Below are 21,848 nucleotides of genomic sequence, written 5' to 3'. Positions count from 1 at the left end.
CGTCGATTCCCGCGGCCAAACCGGTCAGGTGAACCGAAGTTGCACCTCCATGGCGATGGTTCCGCCCGACGTCATTGCCCACAACTCGGCTCCCGCCCCGCCGTCGGCCGGGCGCCCCGTGACGTCGAATGGCGCGGTATCGAACAAGGGTGCGCGCGCGCGTTGCGTGAATGAAGCAATCGTCCTGGTCGGATTTTTGTCGCGAGCGAGATCAATGAGACATTGCTGAGAATAGGGGCCATGAACCACCAGGCCTGGGTAACCCTCCACGGTCATCGCGTACGTCCGATCGTAGTGAATACGATGCGGGTTGAAGGTTACAGCCGAATAGCGGAATAACGACACCGGATCCGTTTCGATCTGTCGTGTCCACGGTAGACCGGCGGGTGGCGTGCTTCGCTTTGGAATGCCGCTTTGCTCTCCCGGTTTCACGGCGTCGCGAAACACGGTGTAGCTCTCCTCTACGATCGCGAGACCACGTGGTGAAAATATACGTCGCGTTTGCGTAGCAAAGAGAAGAGGGCCCGTACTGCCGGAACGCAAGGTAATATCCGTCAGTTCCGTCTCACGTTTGAGAGAGTCACCCACGAGAAGCGGATGATGAAACGCCAGGGTCGTACCCGCGTACATGCGTCGCGGGAAAGGCACCTCGGGTATCACACCCCCCGAACTGGGCAAGCCGTCCTCGCCCAGCGTCGCCCTGCGCGCGAATGAATGGAAATAGGCGAGGTGCCATCCGGGCGGAATCGCTCCACCTTTGATGGGTACCGCATCGTCTCGATCGAATGCCGCGACGAGACCGAAGAGGGGCGCTCGCGTAGCTTCGTCTTCTTCCACGATCTTGGTGCCTATGTGTTTGCGCAAGCCGTCAATGTCGATTTCGGCAGCCATCATCGTTCTCCCGAGCTGGGTGCGGACATATCGGTCGCGGGCGCTGCAAGAACGAATCCGGGCAGCGTAAGGCCTGGTTTAGCTCTCTCGACGACGAGGCGGACGGGCATGCCGATATCGAGTCTCGTGTCCACGGGCGCATGCAGTCGCGCTAGCATGCGCACACCTTCCTCCAGATCGACGGTCACCAGCGTGTAGGGAAGATCCGACCGGTAACCGTCGTGAAACGGATGATGCGTGATCGTCCAGCTGTGAATTGCACCTTGCCCCGATGCTTCGATCCACCGGGTTTCGAACGAATGGCACGCATCGCATACTGGCCGAGGATAATGCCGGACTCTCCAGCAACGCGCGCATTCCTGAAGCAGCAGCCTTCCCTCGTTGAGGCCCTTCCAGTAGGGCATGGAGTCGGGCGTCGGTTCGGGCACGAGTTTCGAATAGATGTTTTCGGTCATGCTCTCAACCTCTCCTCATGATCGCTATCGACCCGTCGCCCATGTCGCCGTAGCCGGAGACGAGACCCAGTTCGGCTCCGTTTACCTGGGCCTTTCCGGCACTTCCCCTGAGCTGCTTTACAAGTTCGACCACATGGTTCATCCCGACCATGTGCGCTTGGGAAAGCAGACCGCCATGCGTGTTGATCGGCAGGTTTCCGCCAAGCCTTATGGCGCCGCTCTCGACAAACGATCCGCCCTCGCCCTTCTTGCAAAAGCCGATATCTTCCAGCTGGCAGAGAACGACATACGTAAAACAATCGTAGATCTCGGCCACCTGAATTTCCCGAGGCGATACGCCCGCCATCGCAAAGGCCTTGGGGGCGGCTTTTGCAATGCCCAAACGTGTCATATCGGGACGCTGGGTAATCGAACTCGGAGAGTCGGGATGTCCTTCAGCCACGCCCATAACGAGGATTGGCTTCTGTCTCATATCCTTGCCGCGCTCGGCAGCGCTGACGACGATCGCGGCACCGCCATCGCTCTCAAGACTGCAGTCCAGCAACCGAAGCGGATCGGAGATCATGCGCGAATTCTGGTGATCTTCAATGGTGATAGGCTTCGTCATCATCGCATTGCCATTCAGGACTGCGTTGTGGCGGGTCGAGACGGCGATCTCCCCAAGTTGGCGGCTTGTCGTGCCATAGAGTTCCATGTGCCGCCGCGCCATCGCGGCGTAGAGCTGCGCTGGCGCGATTGCCCCGATCGGCATCTCGAACTCGCCGACGACCTTGAACTGCGGCATCTGCTGGACCCGGGTGCCAATGCGACCTGCAGACGAGCCGTTCCGTCCGATCGGCAGCAGCACATGGTTGCAGAGACCTGCGCTGATCGCTAAGAGCGCGGCTTGAATTCCGGCCACGCAACTTGCGCCTCCGAGAGGCGTGGTGGCTGAAAAGCGAAGGTCGTCGATGCCGAAATTTGTCACGAAATCCTCCGCGACGACCGCTGAGTTCGAATAGGGAATGATACCGTCAATGTCTTTAGGCGACAGTCCGGCGTCGTCGATGGCTTTTAGTGATGCTTCGAGCTGAAGAGCGAGCACGCTTTTTCCAGAGTTGCGGCTATATGCCGTTTCGCCGACGCCGGTTATGGCGATCCGTTCCCGGAGTGACATCTAAAGCCTCCTTAATTGTACTATGTTGTCTTTGGCCATCGCGACGCCGACGATCTGAGCTGATACAAGGCCGACCGAAACAGTATGGCCGTCTTGCTCGTATGTCTCGAGTAACCCTTTGCTTCATCGAACAAGCTCGACGCATCCGGATATGCCGACTCTCCGAGCTCCTACGGCCGGCCAATTGGGTCGTCCCGAATGAACCAAAATCATGTAGCAGCCTCCTTGACCGCGGCTGCAGAACATAAGAGTATAAACCAAACAAACGTTAGAATTGTTGCGCAATGAAGGCAAGTGCCCGGCTGCTCGGTCAGGGGCTGAGGGGGCGGTTCGGAAGCTGCGAGATCTTGCGCAAGCGAGGGCCACGTCCGTTGTGGCGCATCGCACCGACTGTGCACGGAGCACTTGGCGGAGGAGGATGCTCATGGACTTGAGCTACGGCCCCAAATATCGAGCGCTACGGGAGGAGGTTCGCGGCCTTCGTGAGGCGCCACGGCGACCTATCGCCGCGAACGGGCGGCGGCCGCAAGCGACCCGACAAGCGGGCGCTCGAGTGGCAACACCTGCTGCTTCGACACGGATATTTCGCGCGCACGATTCCCAAAGAGTATGGCGGCTTCGGATTACCTTTGGACGTAAGGGAGCTGGCGATCATAGCCGACGAGTTTTCGACGGCCGGTGTTTCCGCTGGCATTATGAACCAAGGGATATCGATGCTCGTTCCGACCCTTCTTGAGGTCGGATCCAAGGAGCAGTGTGCGAAATGGATCGGTCCGACCATCCGCGGCGAGGTCATCTGGTGTCAAGGTTATTCTGAGCCGGGGTCTGGCTCGGACCTCGCTGCCGCAAAAACACATGCGCGGGTTGAAGATGGTCAGTCGCACGTCTGACCACGGAAGTGCATGGAGGGATGGGCTTCACTGACCTGCTTGGCTTGCACTATTGGTTCAAACGCATCGCGTTTAACCGTCAGATGCTGGGAGCGCCCGAGTATTGTCGGCAGGAGGCTGCAGCCGTGCAGGGCTGGCTAATGGCGTGAATTGGAATACGGCGGCTTGGTCCGGCCGACGCTCGCCAGACCGCAAGTCATCTTTGAACGCTTGGGAGGCAAAATTGAGTATCCGTCCACCTGTCGAGGATTGGGCAACAGACTTCGATCACCTCGATCCACGATGGATCGAGGACCCCTTTCCGATCTGGGCCGAGTTGCGCAGTTCTTGTCCCGTTGCGCATACCAATCGGTTTCAGGGGGTATACTTGCCTACGCGCTACAAGGACATTCGCGAGATCGCATATGACACGCAAGCCTTCTCCTCGCGCCGTGTGCAAGTACGCGCGACCCCGCCGCCCATAAAATCGCCGGCACCGCCCATCACCTCCGATCCCCCACACCATCGCCTGGCGCGGATGGTGTTGCTGCCGCCTTTCACGCCGGCAGCCATCGACAAGCTAATTCCCGAAACGCGCGTCATCTGCAACGAGCTAATCGACCGGTTCGCCGGCAACAACGAGTGCGACGCGGCGCTCGACTATGCCCAACATATTCCCGTGCGCGTGATAGCAAAATTGCTTGGATTACCGGCGGATCATGGTCAAAAATTCCGCGACTGGGTGCATGGAGTGGTCGAAGCGGCAGTTCTTGATGACGAAGCGATGGTGCGCACGCTGGAGGAAATGACCACCTACTTCCTTGACCAGGTGCAACGGCGGCGAAGGGCCCCATCTGAAGATCTCATCAACTATCTTGTTGCCGCTCGTGTCGACGGGCAACCTCTTACGGACAATCACATTCTGGGAACTCTGCGACTGCTCCTTATTGCCGGCATTGACACGACGTGGAGCGGGATCGGGGCTTGCTTGTGGCATCTTGCCAAGACACCTGAAGACAGGCGCCGGCTTGCAGTGGACCCTTCCCTGATGCCGACGGCGATCGAAGAATTATTGCGAGCTTACTCACCCGTGACGATGGCCCGCATGGTAACCAAGGATACCGTCGTTGAAGGCTGTCCGTACAAGGCAGGTCAGATGGTCCTCCTTTCGTTCCCCGCAGCCAATCGCGATCCTGCAATGTTTCCGGACGCCGACACGGTCATCATCGATCGCAAGGAAAATCGACATGCCGCCTTCGGCCTCGGCGTCCATCGTTGCATAGGATCGAATCTAGCTCGAATGGAGCTTAGAGTGGCCGTCGAGGAGTTTCTCAAGCGAGTTCCCGAGTTTCATATGGCAGATCCCAAGGCGGTGAAATGGTCCGAAGGAGCCGTAAGAGGGCCCCGCGCGCTGCCCTTGAAGCTTGGATAGAATATGGCCGTGAGAATCGTAAGAGCTGTGTCGTGGTGTGATTGACCATAGACGAGAAGAAAAACATGAACTCCGAATTGTGCGACAAGCTCGGTATAGAGTTTCCACTGTTTGCATTTACCCACTGCCGCGATGTCGTTGCGGAAGTGACCAACGCGGGAGGCTTTGGCGTCCTCGGCGCGGTCGGTTTAACACCGGATAGTCTTGAGATCGAGATGGACTGGATCGACAAGAAGGTCCAGGGCAAGCCGTATGGTATTGACTTGCTCATCCCAACCAGGATGGAGGATAAGGCAGGTGTACTAACCGACGACAAGCTCCGCGAGCAGATCCCTATGGGTCACCGCAAGTTCGTTGAAGAACTTCTCGATCGGCATGGAATCGACTCAACTGATTTGTGGAACGGCGAATACGACGGCCGCTCTTCGGACAACATGCGGGAAGTTGGTGCTCTAAAGCTCATTGACGTTGCTTTCAATCATCCGATCAAGCTCTTCGTGAACGCGTTGGGTGTGCCGCCAAAATCGGTGATGGAGCGCGCTCGAGAGAGGGGCATCATGGTTGGCGCGCTGACTGGTGCAAGAGAACACGCTGTCAAGCACGCGCAAGCTGGAGTCGATATTCTAGTGGCCGCTGGCGGGGAGGCTGGGGGTCATTGCGGAGAGATCGCAACGATGGTGCTGATTCCGGAAGTGCTTGAAGCGATCGAAAGTTACAAGGATATCTATGTCTTGGCGGCGGGCGGCATTGCGACTGGCCGGCAGATGGCGGCTTGCATGGCCATGGGGGCTGCGGGTGCCTGGACCGGCTCCGTGTGGCTGACGACGACAGAGGCGGAGACGACACCCACCGTCAAAGAGAAGATGCTGAAGGCGACCTCACGTCAGACGGTCCGTTCTCGCAGTCGAACCGGCAAGCCCACGCGCCACCTGCAGTCAGCATGGTCGGATGCCTGGGCTACAAAAGATGCGCCTGATCCGCTGCCCATGCCACTGCAGGGACTGCTCAGTCGCCCCCCGTTTTCGAAGATCGATAAGCTTGCGGCCGGCGGGCACAGCGGTGCAAAGGAGCTTGCTGCCTATTTCGTCGGTCAGGCAGTCGGTCTGATGAATGCCGAGCAGTCGGCGCGATCCGTAGTTTTGGATTTCAAGCGAGATTTTGCGGAGGCGGTCGAGCGGCTATCCGCAACGTTGGCTGACTGAGCTCTTACGATTGGGAAGACTTCGTACAGTGCTCCCGACCCAAGGTGGTCGTCCGTTAAGAAGCCGAATTGAGCGGGGCTGGACAGGCCAGCGTGCGCCATAGAGCTGACAGGAACAGGCACCAGAGTTCTCTCAGCCAGGCGAGGATGCGGCGGAGGCCCACGGCTGAGAGGACGACGTTGGCGGCGTCGCCGGCGCGGTCTTTGAGGAAGCTGCGGCCGAGATGGCCTTCGGCCTTCATGTGACCGATGATGAGCTCGATGGCGGAGCGACGGGGCAGCTCGCGCTTGATGACACCAAAGACGTCGCGCTTCTGGCCGGAGATGAAGACGCGACGGGGGTTTGCCTGAAAGGCGCTCCCGAAAAACCAGCTCCATAACTGTCCGCGATTTAGCGGAATCCTTGTCCCGCAATTACTGAAATCACTGTCCGCGAATTACCGAAATCGGTGTCCGGGAATTGCCGAAACACGTAAACAGAAGTGCCAACAAGCTGACGGGCGGTATTAGCTGGCTAAAATAAGTCAGCAGGCTCCCAAGCGGCAGGCGCGCCCCATGCCGTTCCGGTATCCACAATGGCTCGGACCGGAATCGAACCGGGTCTGACTCGGAAGCCCGATGGGGTTGACCGACTATAATATCGCGAGGTCAAGGGAGGGCCTTGATGCGTACCCTCATCCATTGTGCTCCATGATGCCGAGCGAGACACTTACCTCGGGCTGGGCGACTTCGGGGGCAACTCGGTTGCGCTGGACGCTGCGATTGTGGGCTGCGATAATGGCACCGGCGGCGATCACCGCGCGCACGGCTTCTGCTTGAGCGCGTCGACCCTGCTCAACGAGGAGGCTTCGATTTTGCGTCACGATCGCCCTTGAACTCAGCACAGCAAAGCACGTGAGCGGCCGATTATCATCGATCGCGAACCAGACGACGTCCTTTTTCTTGGTCTCGAGGTTCGGCTCGGGCGCGTACTCGGCCAACCTATTGGATGGCCCCAGCATCGGTTTTTCGGCTTCAGTCATCCGCGCCAGCGTGGTGACGACGTGTTGCGGATACCCATGGCAATTGTATGCCAGTATTGCTTTCCGTGTTGGTCAGTCCAGCCAGCGCTTTTTCAATTGCCCTGCTTTACCGAGCCGCAGCGCTGCGAAATACATGGAACATCGCAGCCGTGACTTCGTCCGGAGTGGATGCGCCTGTGTTCGAGAACCACTGCGGAGCCCAATTGAACGCACCAAAGATGGCAAATATGAACATTTTCGGATCGTCCACGCAGATGGTGCCATCTTTGCTGCCTTCTTCGAGAATTTTCCGAACGGTGATCTCAAATTGCTTCTTGAGCGAGCGAAGCTTGCGTCGTGACTGCGCGTTAAGCGAGCGGTCGCTGACCAGAGCCAGGCACACCCCGAACTCGGACAGTATGAGTCTGCCATACATCGTGAAGAACTGTTCGAGGCGGTCGATTGCGGGAAGCTTCGCGTCTTGATCGCGAGACAAGGCCTCATTGAGGTCGACGAGAGCCGTATGCGCCACCTGATAGAGCAGGTCTTCCTTACTCTCGATGTAGTAGTAGATCGTCGGCTTGGTTACATTGAGAGCTTCGGCGATCTGATCGATCGTTGTTTCGTGAAAGCCGCGATCCGCGAACAGAAGTGCTGCCTGTTTAAGGATTAGACGACGCTTGGCCTCGTGCTGCTCCTGGCGCAGGTCGACGCTTTCCCAAACATTGGGACGCTTTCTCCCCACTGGTTTTTTCGTCATCCCTGTACTTCCCCAAGTTGCGGCACGATGCAGGAAGCGACACACCGTCGCGCCCTGTCTCCAATGCACATTTCTCCGCCTGCGTTCAAGCCGCAGGTCGCAAGCCGCTCCGCGGCTTGACATTTACCTGGAGGTCAGAGATAGCCTACTCCTCAGTAAGATACATCTAAATGACAGGTTTTTGGGAGGTTTTATGCATCGTCGTACATTTTTGCTGAGCTCGGCCGGTGCGGCGCTGTCGGCCTTTGCTCCGGCGACAGGTGTTCTCGCTGCGGATGAGCCGGCTGATTTTCATATCGCCGGTATCCTGGCGTTTTCCGGCGCTTACGGCATCATCGGCAAGGACATGCGGCAGGGCGTCGAACTCGCCATCGCCGACCGCGGCGGCAAGGTGCTCGGCAAGCCGATCCGGGTGTCGTGGGAAGACGACGAGACCAAGCCGCAGCCCGCCGTTCAGAAGGCGACGCGCCTGCTGGCGGGTGGCGCGCAGATGATGTTCGGCGCAGTCGGCTCGGCATCGACGCTGGCGCTGCAGGGCCTGGCCGACCAGCGCAAGATCCCGCTGCTGGTGACCATTTCCGCCGACGACAAGATCACGCGGCCGCAACGGTTCGCGCTACACGTTCCGCACCTCGAACACGCTCGGCATGGAAATCCGGATGTGCATCGAGTTCGCGAAGGTCAAGGGGCTGAAGAAGATCTACGGCGTGACCGCCGACTACCAGGCGACCCGCGACGGCTGGGAGCTGTTTGCCGCCGAAGCCAAGAAGGCCGGCATCGAGATCGTCGGCAATGACTACGCGCCGCTCGGCAACCGCGATTACTCCGTGATCGTCGACAAGATGGCGAAGTCCGACGCCGACGGCATCGCGGTCATCGTCACCGGCAATGACGCGGTCACCTTCCTCAAACAGTCCGGCCAGGTCGGCCTCAACAAGACCAAGACCCAGTTCGGTCCGGTGCTGCAGGACGAGACCCTCGCTGCGGCGGTCGGCCCGGCAGCGGTCGGCGTCTATTCGGGCGTGCGCTACCACTTCACGGTCGATAATCCCGCCAACAAGAAGTTCGTCGAGGCCTACCGTGCCAAGTACAACGAGTGGCCCTCGAGCTTTGCCGGCGAGGCCTATGACGGCATCAGCTGGTGGCTCGATGTCGTCGAGTCGACCAAGAGCTGGGACCGCGAAACGTGGGTCGATGCCTTCGCCAAGAGCACCCGCGAGAATTCGCTCGAGGGCAAGAAGGTCATGCGCGGCTGCGATCACCAGGCGGCGCAGGTCGGCCTGTGGGGTGTCGTGACCGAAGGCCAGGCGCCGTTGCCGCCGCTGACCATGAAGATCACCGACGTGTTCGACGCCTCCAAGCTGTTCGACGTCTGCTCGTGAAACGAGGCGCGTCCCGGGCCGGGACGCGCCTCACTCCTCGTCTTTCCAACCCCCGGATCTCCCTGGCGTGTCGACGATCGTCATCGGCCTGAGCTTGAGCTTTCTGCTGTTCCTGCTGGCGGCGGGCCTGACGCTGATCTTCGGCATGCTGGGCGTGATCAACTTCGCCCACGGCGCCCTTTATATGCTGGGCGCCTATGTCTGCTACCAGATCGTGCACTGGACCGGCTCGTTCTGGATCGGGCTGGCGCTCGCGCCGCTGGTCGTTGCGGCGCTCGGCGCGGCGATGGAGGTGATCACGCTGCGGCCGGTCTACAACCGCGATCACATCTATCAGCTGTTGCTGACCTTCGGCTTCATCCTGGTGATCGAGGAATCGGTTCGCCTGATCTGGGGACTCGATTACAAGCAGGTGCCGACGCCGGCCCTGTTTTCGCAGCCGATTGCACTGTTCGGCAGCCAGATCCCGTCCTATCGCCTGTTCATCATCGGCTTCGGCGCGCTGGTCTCCGTCCTGCTGTTCCTGCTGCTCGATCGCAGCAAGCTCGGCATGGTGATCCGCGCCGCGAGCTCCGATTCCGAAATGGCACAGACGCTCGGCGTCGACGTGGCGCGGGTGCGCACCGCGGTGTTTGCGCTCGGCTCCGGGCTTGCTGCGCTCGGCGGCGTCGTCGCGGCGCCGCTGGTGCCGATCGAACTCGGCATGGGCTTTAGCGTGATCATCGATTGCTTCGTGGTGGTGATCATCGGCGGCCTCGGCAATATCAAGGGCGCGATCTTCGCCGCGCTGTTGCTCGGCATGGCGCGCGCGGCCGGGTTCACCTATGCGCCGGAGTGGGTGGAACTGATTACCTTCGTGCTGCTGATCGTCACCCTGTTGACCCGCCCGTCAGGCCTGTTCAGCCGCAAGGGACGTGCGGCATGAGCATGTTCCGTCTCGACCAGATCCTGATGGCGGCCGCCATCGCCGCCATGATCGTCTTTGCGATGGTTTCGACCAGCGAGGAAAGCCTGAACCTGATCAGCCTGATCCTGATCTGGGGGCTGTTCGCGATCGGCTTCGACCTGATCTTCGGCATGGCCGGCATGCTGTCCTTCGGACATGCCGCCATGTTCGGCGCTGGCGGCTATGCGCTGGCGCTGCTGGCGCCTCAGTTCGGCTTCCTGCCCTCGCTGCTGGTGGCGGCCGTCGCCGGCGCGGCGCTGGCCTTCCTGCTCAGCGTGTTCGCATTGCGTGTGTCGGGCCTGTTCTTTTCGCTGCTGACGCTGGCGCTGGCGCAACTCGTCTACATCCTAGCCAGCACGAAGCTGCGGGCCTTCACCGGCGGTCTGGACGGTATTCCCGGCGTGCTGCGGCCGGCCCTCTTCGGCGTCGATTTCTACAACAACCGCAACTATTTCTACTTCCTTGTCGCGGTGTTCGTGATCGGCTTGGCGATCATGGCGCTGTTGCGCGTCTCGCCTTTCGGCAGCGCGTTGAAGGCGGTGCAGGCCAACGACGTCAGGGCCGAGCAGATCGGTTACAACGTGCAGCGGCTGCGCCAGTGCGCCTTCATGATCTCGGGTGCCTATGCCGGCGTCAGCGGCGCGCTGCTGGCCTCGCTGATGTTCTATGTCAGCCCGCAGATGCTGCACTGGAGCACCTCCGGCGATGTGCTGATCATGACGCTGCTCGGCGGCAAGGGCACCTTGCTCGGTCCGGTGCTGGGCGTCGCGGTGTTCGAGGTCCTCAAGGAGGAACTGAGCCAGTTCACCGAGCACTGGTACGGCATCCTCGGCATCGTCTTCATTCTCTGCACAATCTTCCTGCCGAAGGGAATCGCCGGTCTCTTTGCCGTGTTCGGACGCATCGGGAGAGGTGCGTCGAAATGAGCACCGGCGCCGGCGTTTCCCTGCAGTGCGAGAACATCCAAGTCGCGTTCGGCGGCCTCAAGGCCGTCGCGGGCGTCAGCCGCAGCTTCCTGTCCGGGCGGATCTATGGGCTGATTGGGCCCAACGGCGCCGGCAAGACCACGCTGATGAATGCACTCTCTGGCCACGCGACGCTGGCCGCCGGGCAGGTGACCCTGAACGGGCGGGACATCACGAAACTGTCCATCCATGCGCGGACGCGGGCCGGCCTCGGCCGCAGCTTCCAGATCACCAAGATATTCTCCGGCATGACCGTGCTGGAGAACCTGAAGCTCGGGGCTTTCGCCCACCGCTATCGCGTGCAGCCGTTCTGGATGCCGGCCGGCCGCTTCGCCGAGATCCGGCAGGATGCCGAACGGGTGCTCGAACAGATCGGGCTTGAGCGGCTGGCGCATGCACCGGCCGAGAACCTCTCGCACGGCGACCAGCGGGCGCTCGAGGTCGGCCTCGCGCTGCTCAGCGATCCCAGCGTGCTGCTGCTCGACGAGCCGCTCGCCGGCGTCGGCCATGAGCGCCTCGAGCAGGCCATCGACCTGATCCGGCGGATCGTGGCGGGACGAACCGTCCTGCTCATCGAGCATAACATGGACGTCGTGATGCAGATCTCCGACGAGATCGTCGTGATGGTGCAGGGACAGTTGCTGGCATCCGGTTCACCGGCGGAGATCAAGGCGAACCCGGCGGTGCGCGCCGCCTATCTCGGGAACGACGAATGAGCGCGCTGGCCCTGCAGGATTGCGACGTTTTTTACGGCAAGGCGCAGGCCCTGCATCACGTCTCGATCGACGTGGCGGCCGGCGAGGTCGTGTCCCTGATCGGCCGCAACGGCGCCGGCAAGAGCACACTGCTGAAGGCGGCCATTGGCCTCAATGCCGTTCACAGCGGGCGACGGCTGATCGGCGATCGCGACGTCACGGCGCTGAAGCCCCATCAACTCGGGCGGCTGGGGCTTGCCTTCGTTCCGGAAAACCGGCGCATCTTCCCGAACCTGACGGTCGAGGAAAACCTGAAGATCGCGACCGTAATGGGCCGCAAGGGGCCGTGGTCGCTGCAGCGCATCTACCAGCTGTTTCCGCGGCTGCAGGAGCGCGCGGCGCAGGGCGGCGATACGCTGTCCGGCGGCGAGCAGCAGATGCTGGCGGTCGGCCGCGGCCTGCTGACCAATCCGGAGGTACTGCTGCTCGACGAGCCGACCGAGGGACTTGCGCCGCTGATCGTCGACCAGCTCATCGAGTCCATGCGCGTCATCAATGCCGAAGGTATTGCCATGCTGCTGGTCGAACAGAACCTGAAGGTACCGCTGAAGCTGGCGCGCCGGCAATTTGTTATCGATAATGGCCGGGTCGTCTGGTCGGGCACTACCGCAGAACTGCAGGCGGATCGCGCCCGCATTGAGTCTCTCATCAGCGTCTAGGAGGAAGTCATGGCCGACGTCTACATCATCGGGGTTGGCATGACGCGGTTCGGCCGCTACCTCGACGATCGGCTCGAAACGATCGCGCGCGGCGCGGTGGAAGAGGCGCTCACCGATGCCGGCATCGCGCGGAGTGATGTCCAGGCTGCGTTCTTCGCCAATACCGCGCAGGGCGTCGTGGAGGGCCAGCATCTGGTGCGCGGCCAGCTGGTTCTCAGGGCGCTCGGCTTCGAAAGCATTCCGGTGACGAACGTCGAGAATGCCTGCGCCAGCGCCTCGACGGCGCTCAACGCCGCCTTCGCTTATATCGCGTCGGGGCAGGGCGACATCGCGCTGGCGATCGGCGCGGAAAAGATGAACGCCAATGACCGGGAAAAATCCTTTGCGATCTTCGACGGCGCCTGGGACGTGCATGACGTCGACGGCAGCGTTCGGCGCTTGACGGCGCTTGGCAAGGATCTCGCGCTGCCGCCGGGCGCCGGCCAGAACAGCGGCAAGCGCAGCGTATTCATGGACGTCTACGCCTCGCTGGCGCGCTATCACATGCATCGCTTTGGAACGACGCAGCGCGACATCGCCGAGGTTTCCGCGAAGAACCACCGGCATTCGTCGCTCAATCCGAAGGCGCAGTACCAGGACGCGATGACCGCTGACGACGTGCTGGCGGCGCGCGAAGTGTCGTGGCCGCTGACGCTGCCGATGTGCGCGCCGATCAGCGACGGCGCGGCCGCCGCGATCGTCTGTTCGGCGGAGAAGGCGCGCGCGCTCGGCGCCACGCGGGCGATCCGGATCGCCGCCTCCGTGCTGGCTTCCGGCTCCGACCGCGAGGCCAACGACCTCGAGCGACATCTGTGCCGGCTCGCCTCCAACCGCGCCTACGAGATCGCCGGTGTCGGCCCCGCCGACATGTCGGTGGCCGAAGTGCATGACGCCAGCGCCTTCGCGGAACTGCACCAAGCCGAACTGCTCAGCTTCGCACCGCTTGGCGATGGCGGCCGGCTGGTGCGGGACGGCGACACGGCGCTCGGCGGCCGGATTCCGATCAACGTCTCCGGCGGGCTCGAATCCCGCGGTCACCCGATCGGGGCGACCGGCCTCGCGCAGATCTACGAGCTCGTGAGCCAGCTTCGCGGCGAGGCGGGGGCGCGGCAGGTCGAGGGCGCGCATCACGCCATTGCCGAGAACGGTGGCGGCTTCCATCACTATGAGGAAGCGACCGCCTGCATCACGATCCTGGAACGCTGAGGGCCATTCATGCGGCTGATCGATTTCTTTGACCGCGGCGTCGGCATCAATCCGTCCCGCATCTGCCTGAAGGATGCAACGGTGTCGCGGACGTTCCGCGAAGTGCAGTTCCGCAGCTACCGGATCGCCAACGCGCTCGCGGCAACCGGCCTCAAGCCGGGCCAGATGGCCGCGGTGTATAGCCCGAATGGCGCGACGGCGTTCGAGTGCATTCTCGGCATCATCCGCGGCGCCAATATCTGGGTGCCGATCAACGCCCGCAACTCCGCGGAAGACAACGCCTACATCCTCGATAATTGCGACGTCGAGGTGCTATTCTATCACAGCGAATTCGAAGCCAATGTGCAGGTGTTCCGCAAGGAGTGCCCGAAGATCCGCCACTATGTCTGCATCGACAAGGCGGGCGCGGATGCGCCCTTCCTGCTGGACTGGATTTCGGATGCGCCTGAGACGGATCCCGATATCCCCGAGGATCCCGGCAAGCCGATTTCGGTTTTCTCTTCGGGCGGCACCACCGGCCGGCCTAAGGGCGTGCTCTGGACCAACCTGGTCTGGGAAACCATGATCTCGAACTTCTTCACCTCGATGCCGGTGAAGAAGCCGCCGGTTCATCTCGTCGTGGCGCCGATGACGCATGCGGCGGGCGGCGTCGGCATCATGCTGATGGCGGCAGGAGCAACGCAGATCATCCTGCCGGGCTTCGACGCCGCCAAGGTGGTGAACGCCATCGAGACCGAGGGCGTCACCCACATGTTCCTGCCGCCGACGGCGATCTACATGCTGCTCGCCCATCCCGCCATCAAGCAGCACGACTTCTCCTCGCTCGAGCATTTCATCTATGCTGCCGCGCCGATGTCGGTGGACAAGCTGAAGGAATGCCTTGAGGTGTTCGGGCCGGTGATGACGCAGACCTTCGGCCAGGCCGAAGCGCCGATGCTCTGCACCTTCCTCTCACCGCAGGAGCACATGGTGATCGGCGATCCCGACAAGGAAAAGCGCCTGGCGAGCTGCGGCCGGCCGACGCTGCTGACGCCGGTCGAGATCATGGACGACGACGGCAACCTGATGCCGGCCGGCGAGCGCGGCGAGATCGTGGTGCGCGGCAACCTGGTGATGCCCGGCTACTACAAGAATCCGGAAGCGACCGCGGAGGTGTCCACCTTCGGCTGGCACCACACCGGCGACATCGGCTTCAAGGACGAGGACGGCTACGTCTATATCGTCGACCGCAAGAAGGACATGATCATCTCCGGCGGATTCAACGTCTATCCGAGCGAGATCGAGCAGATCATCTGGGGCCACCCCGCGGTGCAGGATTGCGCCGTCATCGGCGTGCCCGACGAGAAATGGGGCGAGGCGGTCAAGGCCGTCATCGAACTCAAGCAGGGTTCGAGCACCAATTCCGATGAGATCATTGCGCTGTGCAAGGCGAAGCTCGGCAGCGTGAAGGCGCCGAAGTCGGTGGATTTCTGGGACAGCCTGCCGCGCAGCGCGGTCGGAAAGGTCCGTAAGAAGGATATTCGCGAGACGTTCTGGAAGGGACGCACGCGCGCCATCTGAACGGGGAAGAAGCCCATGAATATCGCCATGGTACTCGCCAATGCGGCGAAAGCGTTTGCGGATCGCCCGGCGGTCTGTCTCGGCAGCGCGACGATCCATAGCTATGCGCAGCTTCTGCAGCGCAGCGCGGCGCTCGGCCAGGCCTTGCGCAACAAGGGCTTTGCGCCGGGCTCGCGGGTCGGCGTCTTCCTGTCCAATCGCCCTGAATATTTCGAGATCCTGTTCGGCGCCTGGTTCGCTGGGCTGGCGGTGGCGCCGATCAATGCCAAGCTGCATCCGAAGGAACTGGCCTACATCCTCGACAATTGCGCCGCCTCGGTGCTGTTCACCGACATCGAGGGCGGACTGTCGCAGCCGGGCAACGTCGTCGATGTCGACGGCGAGGCGTATCGCGCGATGCTTGCGACGGTGCCGTCCGATCTTCGGCCGGCACCGGCCGCGCCCGGCGACAATGCGTGGCTGTTCTACACCAGCGGCACCACAGGTTATCCAAAGGGCGCGATGCTGACCCATCGCAACCTTTACAACATGACGATGAGCTTCCTCGCCGATATCGGCCCGGTCGACGAAACCGACGCGTCGCTTTATCCGGCGCCGCTGTCGCACGGCGCAGGGCTGCTTGCGCTCGCGCACCTGGTACGCGGCGCCGCCAATGTCGTGCCGGAGAGCGGCGGCTTCGAGCCGGCCGAAATCGTCGACCTCATCAATCGATACCCGGGCAGCTCATTCTTCGCCGCTCCGACCATGGTGAACCGGCTCGTCCTCTCGCCGTCCATGGCCGACCTCACGGTGGAGCACCTCGATCACATCTTTTACGGCGGCGCGCCGATGTATGTGGAGGATCTCAAGCGCGCGCTGTCGGCGCTTGGCCCGCGGCTGTGGCAGGCCTATGGCCAGGGCGAGTCGCCGTGCACGATCAGCTACCTGCCGCCCCACATGCATCTCGACAATGGCGACGGCCGTCTCGACGACCGGCTGTCATCGGTCGGCATCCCCCGCACGGGCGTCGCGGTCCGCGTCGTCAATGCCGACCGCAACGACATGCCGCCGGGCGAGAACGGCGAGGTCATCGTATCAGGCGATGTCGTGATGGCCGGCTACTGGAACAATCCGGCCGCCACCGCGCAGGCGCTGCGCGACGGCTGGCTGTGGACCGGCGATGTCGGCACGTTCGACGCGCACGGTTTTCTCTATCTGAAGGATCGCTCGAAAGACGTCATCATCTCCGGCGGCTCCAACATTTATCCGCGGGAAGTTGAGGAGGTGCTGCTGCGCCATCCCGCCGTGGCGGAGGTCAGCGTGATCGGTCGCCGCCATCCCGACTGGGGCGAGGAGGTCATCGCCTTCGTGGCGTCGTCGGCGCCGGTGACGGCCGCGGAACTGGATGCCTTCTGCATCGAACATATCGCCCGCTTCAAGCGGCCGAAGTCCTACCGGTTCCTGCCGAGCCTGCCGAAAAGCAACTACGGCAAGATCCTCAAGACCGAAATCCGGAAAATCATCGAAAGCGAAACGGCCGCGTAATCGGCGAACACAAGGAGCGCACAATGACCACGATCGTTGCAGGTGTCGGCATGATCCCGTTCGCAAAGCCGGGCGCATCAGCGCCCTATGACGCGATGGGCGAGGAGGCGGTCAAGCTGGCGCTTGCGGATGCCGGCCTCGGCTACGACGCCATCGAGCAGGCCTATGCCGGTTTCGTCTACGGCGACTCCACCGCCGGCCAGAAGGTGCTCTACCGGGTCGGCATGACCGGCATCCCGATCGTCAATGTCAACAACAACTGCTCCACCGGCTCGACCGCGCTCTATCTGGCGCGGCAGGCGGTCGAAAGCGGCGCGGCGGATTGCGTGCTGGCCGTCGGCTTCGAGCAGATGCGCCCGGGTGCGCTGGGGTCGATCTTCGAGGACCGGCCGTCGCCGTTCTCGGAATTCGACCGCGTCACCGATGAACTTGTCGGCCATGGCGAGATTCCGCTGGCGCTCCGTTATTTCGGCGGCGCCGGCAAGCAGCACATGGACAAGTACGGCACGCAGCTCTCGACGTTCGCGAAGATCCGCGCCAAGGCCAGCCGCCATGCCGCGCGCAACCCGCTGGCGCTGTTCCGGAAAGAAATGACCGAAGGCGATGTGATGCAGGCGCCGGTGATCTGGGAGGGCGTGATGACGCGCTCGATGGCGTGTCCGCCGACCTGCGGCGCCGCCGCCGCCGTGCTCGTCTCCGAGGCGTTCGCCAGACGCCATAACCTGAACGACACAGTTCGCATCCGCGCGCAGGCCATGACGACGGACCGTCCCAGCACCTTCGAGACCCGCGACATGATGCGCGTCGTCGGCTTCGACCTGTCGAAGTCGGCGGCCGAAAAGGTCTACGAGAAGGCCGGCATCGCCCCCGACGATGTCGATGTCGTCGAACTGCATGATTGCTTCGCGCAGAACGAACTCATCACTTACGAGGCGCTTGGCCTCTGCGGCGAGGGCGAGGCCGAGAAGTTCGTTCTCGATGGCGACAATACCTATGGCGGACGTTTCGTCACCAACCCGTCCGGCGGCCTGCTGTCCAAGGGACACCCGCTCGGCGCGACCGGCCTCGCGCAGTGCTACGAACTTGTCCATCAGTTGCGCGGCACCGCCGAGGCCCGCCAGGTCGACGGTGCGCGGCTGGCGCTCCAGCACAACCTCGGCCTCGGCGGCGCGGCCGTCGTGACGCTCTACGAAAAGAACTGAACCAGAAGCGGGAGTAATTCACCGATGTCGCAGCGGCTCAAGGACAAGATCGCGTTCGTCATGGGAGCCGGCTGCGTCGGTGAAGGCTGGGGCAATGGCAAGGCCACGGCCGTCCTGTTCGCGCGCGAAGGCGCGACGGTGATCTGCGTCGACCGCGATCTAGCATCGGCGGAGCGCGCCGTCGCGATCATCACGGAAGAAGGCGGCAGGGCCGAGGCCCTGCGCGCCGACATCACGTCGGCCGCGGACATCGATGCGGCCGTCGGTGCGGCCATCAGCCGTCATGGCCGCATCGACATCCTGCAGAACAATGTCGGCATCGCCGAGCCCGGCGGTCCCGAGCATATCGACGAGGCGAGCTGGGACCGCGTCATGGCGGTGAACCTGAAGGGGTTCTTTCTCACCTGCCAGCGCGTCCTCCCGGAAATGGTCAAGCAGGGCGGCGGCGCGATCGTCAACGTGTCATCGGTCGCATCGATCACCACGATCAGCGTGCCGATGATTTCCTATTATTCCTCGAAGGCCGGCGTGAACCACTTCACCCGCGCCGTAGCGGTCGAATATGCGCCGAAGGGCATCCGCTGCAACGCGGTGTTGCCGGGCCTGATGAACACGCCGATGATCGTCGAGCCATACAAGCACGTTTACGATTCCGTCGACGACATGATTGCCCGGCGCGATGCGATGGTGCCGATGGGCAAGATGGGCACCGCCTGGGACGTGGCGCATGCCTCGCTGTTCCTGGCGTCGGATGACGCGAAATACGTCTCCGGCGTGCTTCTTCCTGTCGATGGTGCGCTCACGTGCCGAACTGGCTAACGAGACTTTCTGGGAACGTGTCATGAGCGAAGAAAAAGAACTTGTTATCCGCGATGATCGGGGTGCGGTATCGTACATTTCCTTGAACCGTCCGCGTAGCGGCAACAGCCTTTCCTTGTCGACAATCGATGAATTGACCCGCCATCTGATGGACCTCCGGGGGCAGCCGTCGATCGCGGTGATCGTCCTGACTGGGATCGGCAAGAAGATCTTCTGCGCGGGGCATGATCTTACCGAATTTGACGGGGAGACGGATCCCGAATTCTTCAAGACGGTGTCGACGCGCTGTTCGGCTCTGATGCAGACGATGCGGGATCAACCGCAGGTCATCATTGCCAGCGTCGCAGGCGTGGCCTCGGCCGCCGGTTGCCAGTTGGTCGCCAGTGCCGATCTCGCGATCGCCTCCAGCGAGGCGCGGTTTGCGACACCGGGCGTGAACATTGGCTTGTGGTGCCTCACGCCCATGGTGGCGTTGTCGCGCGCCGTGATGCCGAAACACGCGATGCAGATGCTCACCACGGGGCGCCTCTACGACGCGGCGTTTGCGCTACGCATCGGGCTGATCAACGATGTGGTCACGCCCGAGCAACTCGAGCAAACGGTCGAGTCGCTGGCAGCGGAGATCGCCTCGAAATCGACCTACACGTTGGCGCTCGGCAAACAGGCGTTCTATCGCCAGCTGCAAATGCCCATCTCCGATGCCTACGAATATTCCGGCGAACTCGTGGTGAGGAACATGGCCCACGCTGATGCGCGCGAGGGCATTGCTGCCTTCGTACAAAAGCGCAAGCCGCTCTGGAAGGGACGAAAGTAACATTGCTCTTGCGCCTCCGTCCGGCGGATCGTTTTCGTGGGTTCCAGGCGTCTTTTGCGAGCAGCGTTTCGGCTCCGCTGGGGCGGCGAGGCGCGATCAGCGGCTCCGCAGAGCTCCCTCTACGAGATCGACAAGTTGCCGGGCGACCTGCTCGCCGGTGAGCGGTCCTTCAGTCGTGAACCATCGCGTCATCCAGTTGATCGACCCCATGAAGAAGAACACCGTCAGCTTGGGATCGACGGCACGCACCGTCCCGTCGGCAATACCTTCAGAGATCAATTTCCGGAAGCCGCGGTCAAACTTGTCGCGACGCTTGCCGATGATCGCCTTGTTCTGCGACTCCAGCGCGTCGTACTCGCCGAGCACCGCGAAAGAGCCCATCTCGCTGGTGATGGTTTTGACGTACTTGTCGATAAGCAGGAGAATTTTTTCAAGCCCGGTCTTGCCATGCTCTTCGCTGTACTTCATCGCCTCGTCGCCGAAGTCGAGCGACATCATGTGGCATTCGAAGAGAATTTCCTGCTTGTTCGTGACGTAGTAGTAAAGCGCGGCCTTGGTGACGTCCAAGGTCTTCGCCACATCCTCGAGCGAGGTGTTGTGATAGCCGCGAAGGCTGAATGCGCGGCCCGCCTCGCGAAGCAGCGCGCCCCGCTTCAGCGAGAACTGCTGTTCCCGGTTGAGGACTACGCTTTTCCAGGCGGAGGCATGGCGGCCGCGCCTTGCTGTCGATGCCTTCTTCATGAGAGCATGCCGAATATCCGGAGCATATAGGGAACGATTCCCTATGCTTGAGGCCCCATAGTCAAAATTATTGCCTCGAAGTCAATTTCTGGAACCTCAGGCCGAAAGGCTGCGCGCGATGATTTGCTTCTGGATATCGCTGGTTCCCTCATAGATCTTGCAGACTCGAACGTCACGATAGTAGCGCTCGACCGGAAAATCCTTCAGGTAGCCGTAGCCGCCGTGGATCTGCAGGGCGTCCGAGCAGACCTTCTCCCCCATCTCCGAAGCGACGAGCTTGGCAATGGCCGCTTCCTTGGCGCAGGACGCTCCGGCCTCGAGGAGCCGCGCGGCGTGGATATAATATTGCCGCGCGACGTCGACCTGAGCGGCCATCTCCGCGAGATGGAAGCTCACCGCCTGCAGTTCAACGATCGGCTTGCCATAGGCCTCGCGCTCGTTGGCGTAGCGGATCGCAGCGTCGAGCGCTGCCTGGGCAACGCCGACGGCCTGCGCGGCGATTGCAATCCGACCGTCAGACAGGCCACCCATGACGATCCGGTAGCCAGCGCCGACTTCGCCGAGCACGTTCTCCGCCGGAACACGAAGATTGTCGAGCTGAATCTGAGCGACATGGGCCGTCCGCTGGCCGAGCTTGTCCTCGACGCGCGCAACATTGTAGCCGGGTGAGGTCGGGTCGACGATGAACGTCGTAAATCCACTTTTACCGGCCTGCGGATCGGTGCGAGCGAGCACGATCGTTGTACCAGCCTCGCTCCCGTTGGAAATGAACTGCTTGGTGCCGTTGAGAATGAAGTGATCGCCTTCGCGGCGCGCGGTGGCACGAAATGCGGCGGTATCCGATCCGGCCTGCGGCTCAGTGAGAAGAAACGCGCCGATCTTTTCGCCGCGCAGCATCGGCGGCAGATACTTCTGCTTCTGTTCCTCGTTGCCGCGCAAGGCGATGGTGAAGGCGGTGACGTTGTGGACGTGGAAAATGGTGCCGACACCCGCGTCGGCCGCAGCGATCTGCTCCAGCGCCAGACAATAGGCGACGAACCCCGCGTTCGAGCCGCCATATTGTTCCGGCGGCAGCATGCCCATGAAGCCAAGATTCGCGAGAGCCTTCAATTCGGCGTGCGGCCACGTCGCGGTGCGATCGCGTTCCGCTGCCGTGGGGGCGATCGCGTCGGTCGCAACCTTGCGCGCGACGTCCCGAACCATCGTTTGCTGGTCGGTTAGGAACGAAAAAGATTTGCTCTCGGCTCCTGCCATCCCGGATTCTCCTCCTGCCTGTCCTTACCGGAAATTGGCAGCGTTGCTGGAGCGACGCGGTTTCGCGAGCGCGCGAAACCGGTGACAGACGTTGCTCACGGAGAGCTGCAGATCTTCCGTATTCGACCACATATTAGGATATTTGACGTTATGGTCAATTCATATTCGAGGCTTTGCCTTTTCGGTTTGGTGCCATTGCAGGTCGAAAAGTCGAGGC

19 protein-coding genes and 4 pseudogenes are annotated in these 21,848 nt (G+C 61.9%); 15 read left to right on the top strand and 8 right to left on the bottom strand.

Annotated elements, in window-relative coordinates:
- Nucleotides 1–24: 24 nt before the first annotated feature.
- Genes ACVIJ6_RS37435 through ACVIJ6_RS37425 form a run of 3 tightly spaced genes read right to left on the bottom strand, consistent with a single transcriptional unit; the run spans nt 25 to nt 2,502 of the window.
- Entirely contained in the window at nt 25–891 is an 867-nt protein-coding gene (locus ACVIJ6_RS37435) for an FAS1-like dehydratase domain-containing protein (RefSeq protein ID WP_063997051.1), read from the bottom strand.
- A complete protein-coding gene (locus ACVIJ6_RS37430; RefSeq protein WP_057199246.1) occupies nt 891–1,346 on the bottom strand; it encodes a Zn-ribbon domain-containing OB-fold protein in 456 nt (151 codons plus the stop codon). Before ACVIJ6_RS37430 ends, ACVIJ6_RS37435 begins: the two co-directional genes overlap by 1 nt.
- A 4-nt stretch (nt 1,347–1,350) precedes the next feature.
- Nucleotides 1,351–2,502, bottom strand: a complete 1,152-nt coding sequence (locus tag ACVIJ6_RS37425) for a thiolase family protein (RefSeq protein WP_057199245.1) — start codon at nt 2,500–2,502, stop codon at nt 1,351–1,353.
- 482 nt (nt 2,503–2,984) lie between these two features.
- On the opposite strand from ACVIJ6_RS37425, the gene ACVIJ6_RS37420 reads away from it, so the two are divergent.
- The 3 genes from ACVIJ6_RS37420 (at nt 2,985) to ACVIJ6_RS37410 (ending at nt 6,005) form a co-directional block, all read left to right on the top strand.
- Entirely contained in the window at nt 2,985–3,392 is a 408-nt protein-coding gene (locus ACVIJ6_RS37420; protein ID WP_230646580.1) for an acyl-CoA dehydrogenase family protein, read from the top strand.
- Nucleotides 3,393–3,615: 223 nt separating this feature from the next.
- Nucleotides 3,616–4,803: a cytochrome P450 gene (locus ACVIJ6_RS37415; protein WP_082529128.1), complete on the top strand. Its 1,188-nt coding sequence runs from the start codon at nt 3,616–3,618 to the stop codon at nt 4,801–4,803.
- 65 nt (nt 4,804–4,868) lie between these two features.
- On the top strand, nt 4,869–6,005 hold the full coding sequence (locus ACVIJ6_RS37410; protein WP_057199303.1) for a nitronate monooxygenase: 1,137 nt from the start codon (nt 4,869–4,871) through the stop codon (nt 6,003–6,005).
- Between the two features lie 55 nt (nt 6,006–6,060).
- Here the strand turns inward: ACVIJ6_RS37410 and ACVIJ6_RS37405 are convergent.
- From ACVIJ6_RS37405 to ACVIJ6_RS37395, 3 genes and pseudogenes are all read right to left on the bottom strand, one after another.
- A pseudogene (locus ACVIJ6_RS37405) lies at nt 6,061–6,348 on the bottom strand (IS5/IS1182 family transposase); the annotation flags it as partial.
- A 499-nt stretch (nt 6,349–6,847) separates the two neighbouring features.
- A pseudogene (locus tag ACVIJ6_RS37400) lies at nt 6,848–7,058 on the bottom strand (SOS response-associated peptidase); the annotation flags it as partial.
- Between the two features lie 74 nt (nt 7,059–7,132).
- Nucleotides 7,133–7,765, bottom strand: coding sequence for a TetR/AcrR family transcriptional regulator (locus ACVIJ6_RS37395; RefSeq protein ID WP_162250102.1), 633 nt, complete (start codon nt 7,763–7,765; stop codon nt 7,133–7,135).
- 193 nt (nt 7,766–7,958) lie between these two features.
- Here ACVIJ6_RS37395 and ACVIJ6_RS37390 point away from each other — a divergent pair.
- From ACVIJ6_RS37390 to ACVIJ6_RS37335, 12 genes and pseudogenes are all read left to right on the top strand, one after another.
- Nucleotides 7,959–8,318, top strand: a pseudogene (locus tag ACVIJ6_RS37390) (ABC transporter substrate-binding protein); the annotation flags it as partial.
- An 85-nt stretch (nt 8,319–8,403) separates the two neighbouring features.
- A pseudogene (locus ACVIJ6_RS37385) lies at nt 8,404–9,147 on the top strand (ABC transporter substrate-binding protein); the annotation flags it as partial.
- Nucleotides 9,148–9,214: 67 nt separating this feature from the next.
- Nucleotides 9,215–10,072: a branched-chain amino acid ABC transporter permease gene (locus tag ACVIJ6_RS37380; protein ID WP_057199238.1), complete on the top strand. Its 858-nt coding sequence runs from the start codon at nt 9,215–9,217 to the stop codon at nt 10,070–10,072.
- Complete coding sequence (locus tag ACVIJ6_RS37375; protein WP_057199237.1) at nt 10,069–11,019, top strand: branched-chain amino acid ABC transporter permease; 951 nt, start codon at nt 10,069–10,071, stop codon at nt 11,017–11,019. Before ACVIJ6_RS37380 ends, ACVIJ6_RS37375 begins: the two co-directional genes overlap by 4 nt.
- A complete protein-coding gene (locus tag ACVIJ6_RS37370; protein WP_057199236.1) occupies nt 11,016–11,774 on the top strand; it encodes an ABC transporter ATP-binding protein in 759 nt (252 codons plus the stop codon). Before ACVIJ6_RS37375 ends, ACVIJ6_RS37370 begins: the two co-directional genes overlap by 4 nt.
- Nucleotides 11,771–12,472 carry an ABC transporter ATP-binding protein gene (locus tag ACVIJ6_RS37365; protein ID WP_057199235.1) on the top strand — a complete coding sequence of 234 codons (702 nt, stop codon included), beginning with the start codon at nt 11,771–11,773 and terminating at the stop codon, nt 12,470–12,472. The genes ACVIJ6_RS37370 and ACVIJ6_RS37365 overlap by 4 nt, the downstream gene beginning before the upstream one ends.
- Before the next feature lie 9 nt (nt 12,473–12,481).
- Nucleotides 12,482–13,717, top strand: coding sequence for a thiolase family protein (locus ACVIJ6_RS37360; protein ID WP_057199234.1), 1,236 nt, complete (start codon nt 12,482–12,484; stop codon nt 13,715–13,717).
- A 9-nt stretch (nt 13,718–13,726) separates the two neighbouring features.
- Nucleotides 13,727–15,277 (top strand): AMP-binding protein, encoded by a 1,551-nt coding sequence (locus ACVIJ6_RS37355; RefSeq protein ID WP_057199233.1) that lies wholly within the window; start codon nt 13,727–13,729, stop codon nt 15,275–15,277.
- Between the two features lie 15 nt (nt 15,278–15,292).
- A complete protein-coding gene (locus ACVIJ6_RS37350; RefSeq protein WP_057199232.1) occupies nt 15,293–16,801 on the top strand; it encodes an AMP-binding protein in 1,509 nt (502 codons plus the stop codon).
- A gap of 23 nt (nt 16,802–16,824) precedes the next feature.
- Entirely contained in the window at nt 16,825–18,003 is a 1,179-nt protein-coding gene (locus ACVIJ6_RS37345) for a lipid-transfer protein (protein WP_057199231.1), read from the top strand.
- 24 nt (nt 18,004–18,027) lie between these two features.
- Nucleotides 18,028–18,822 (top strand): SDR family NAD(P)-dependent oxidoreductase, encoded by a 795-nt coding sequence (locus ACVIJ6_RS37340; protein ID WP_057199230.1) that lies wholly within the window; start codon nt 18,028–18,030, stop codon nt 18,820–18,822.
- Nucleotides 18,823–18,844: 22 nt separating this feature from the next.
- Nucleotides 18,845–19,636 carry an enoyl-CoA hydratase gene (locus ACVIJ6_RS37335; RefSeq protein WP_024343234.1) on the top strand — a complete coding sequence of 264 codons (792 nt, stop codon included), beginning with the start codon at nt 18,845–18,847 and terminating at the stop codon, nt 19,634–19,636.
- 96 nt (nt 19,637–19,732) lie between these two features.
- Here ACVIJ6_RS37335 and ACVIJ6_RS37330 read toward each other — a convergent pair whose 3' ends face one another.
- Together ACVIJ6_RS37330 and ACVIJ6_RS37325 are read right to left on the bottom strand one after the other, a co-directional pair.
- Nucleotides 19,733–20,377, bottom strand: coding sequence for a TetR/AcrR family transcriptional regulator (locus ACVIJ6_RS37330; protein WP_057199229.1), 645 nt, complete (start codon nt 20,375–20,377; stop codon nt 19,733–19,735).
- Nucleotides 20,378–20,473: 96 nt separating this feature from the next.
- Nucleotides 20,474–21,631 carry an acyl-CoA dehydrogenase family protein gene (locus ACVIJ6_RS37325; protein ID WP_057199228.1) on the bottom strand — a complete coding sequence of 386 codons (1,158 nt, stop codon included), beginning with the start codon at nt 21,629–21,631 and terminating at the stop codon, nt 20,474–20,476.
- Between the last annotated feature and the right edge of the window lie 217 nt (nt 21,632–21,848).

Source organism: Bradyrhizobium sp. USDA 4369, assembly GCF_054056435.1.
The sequence above is the reverse complement of the archived record's forward strand: the minus strand, read 5'-3'. Positions and strand labels throughout refer to the sequence as shown.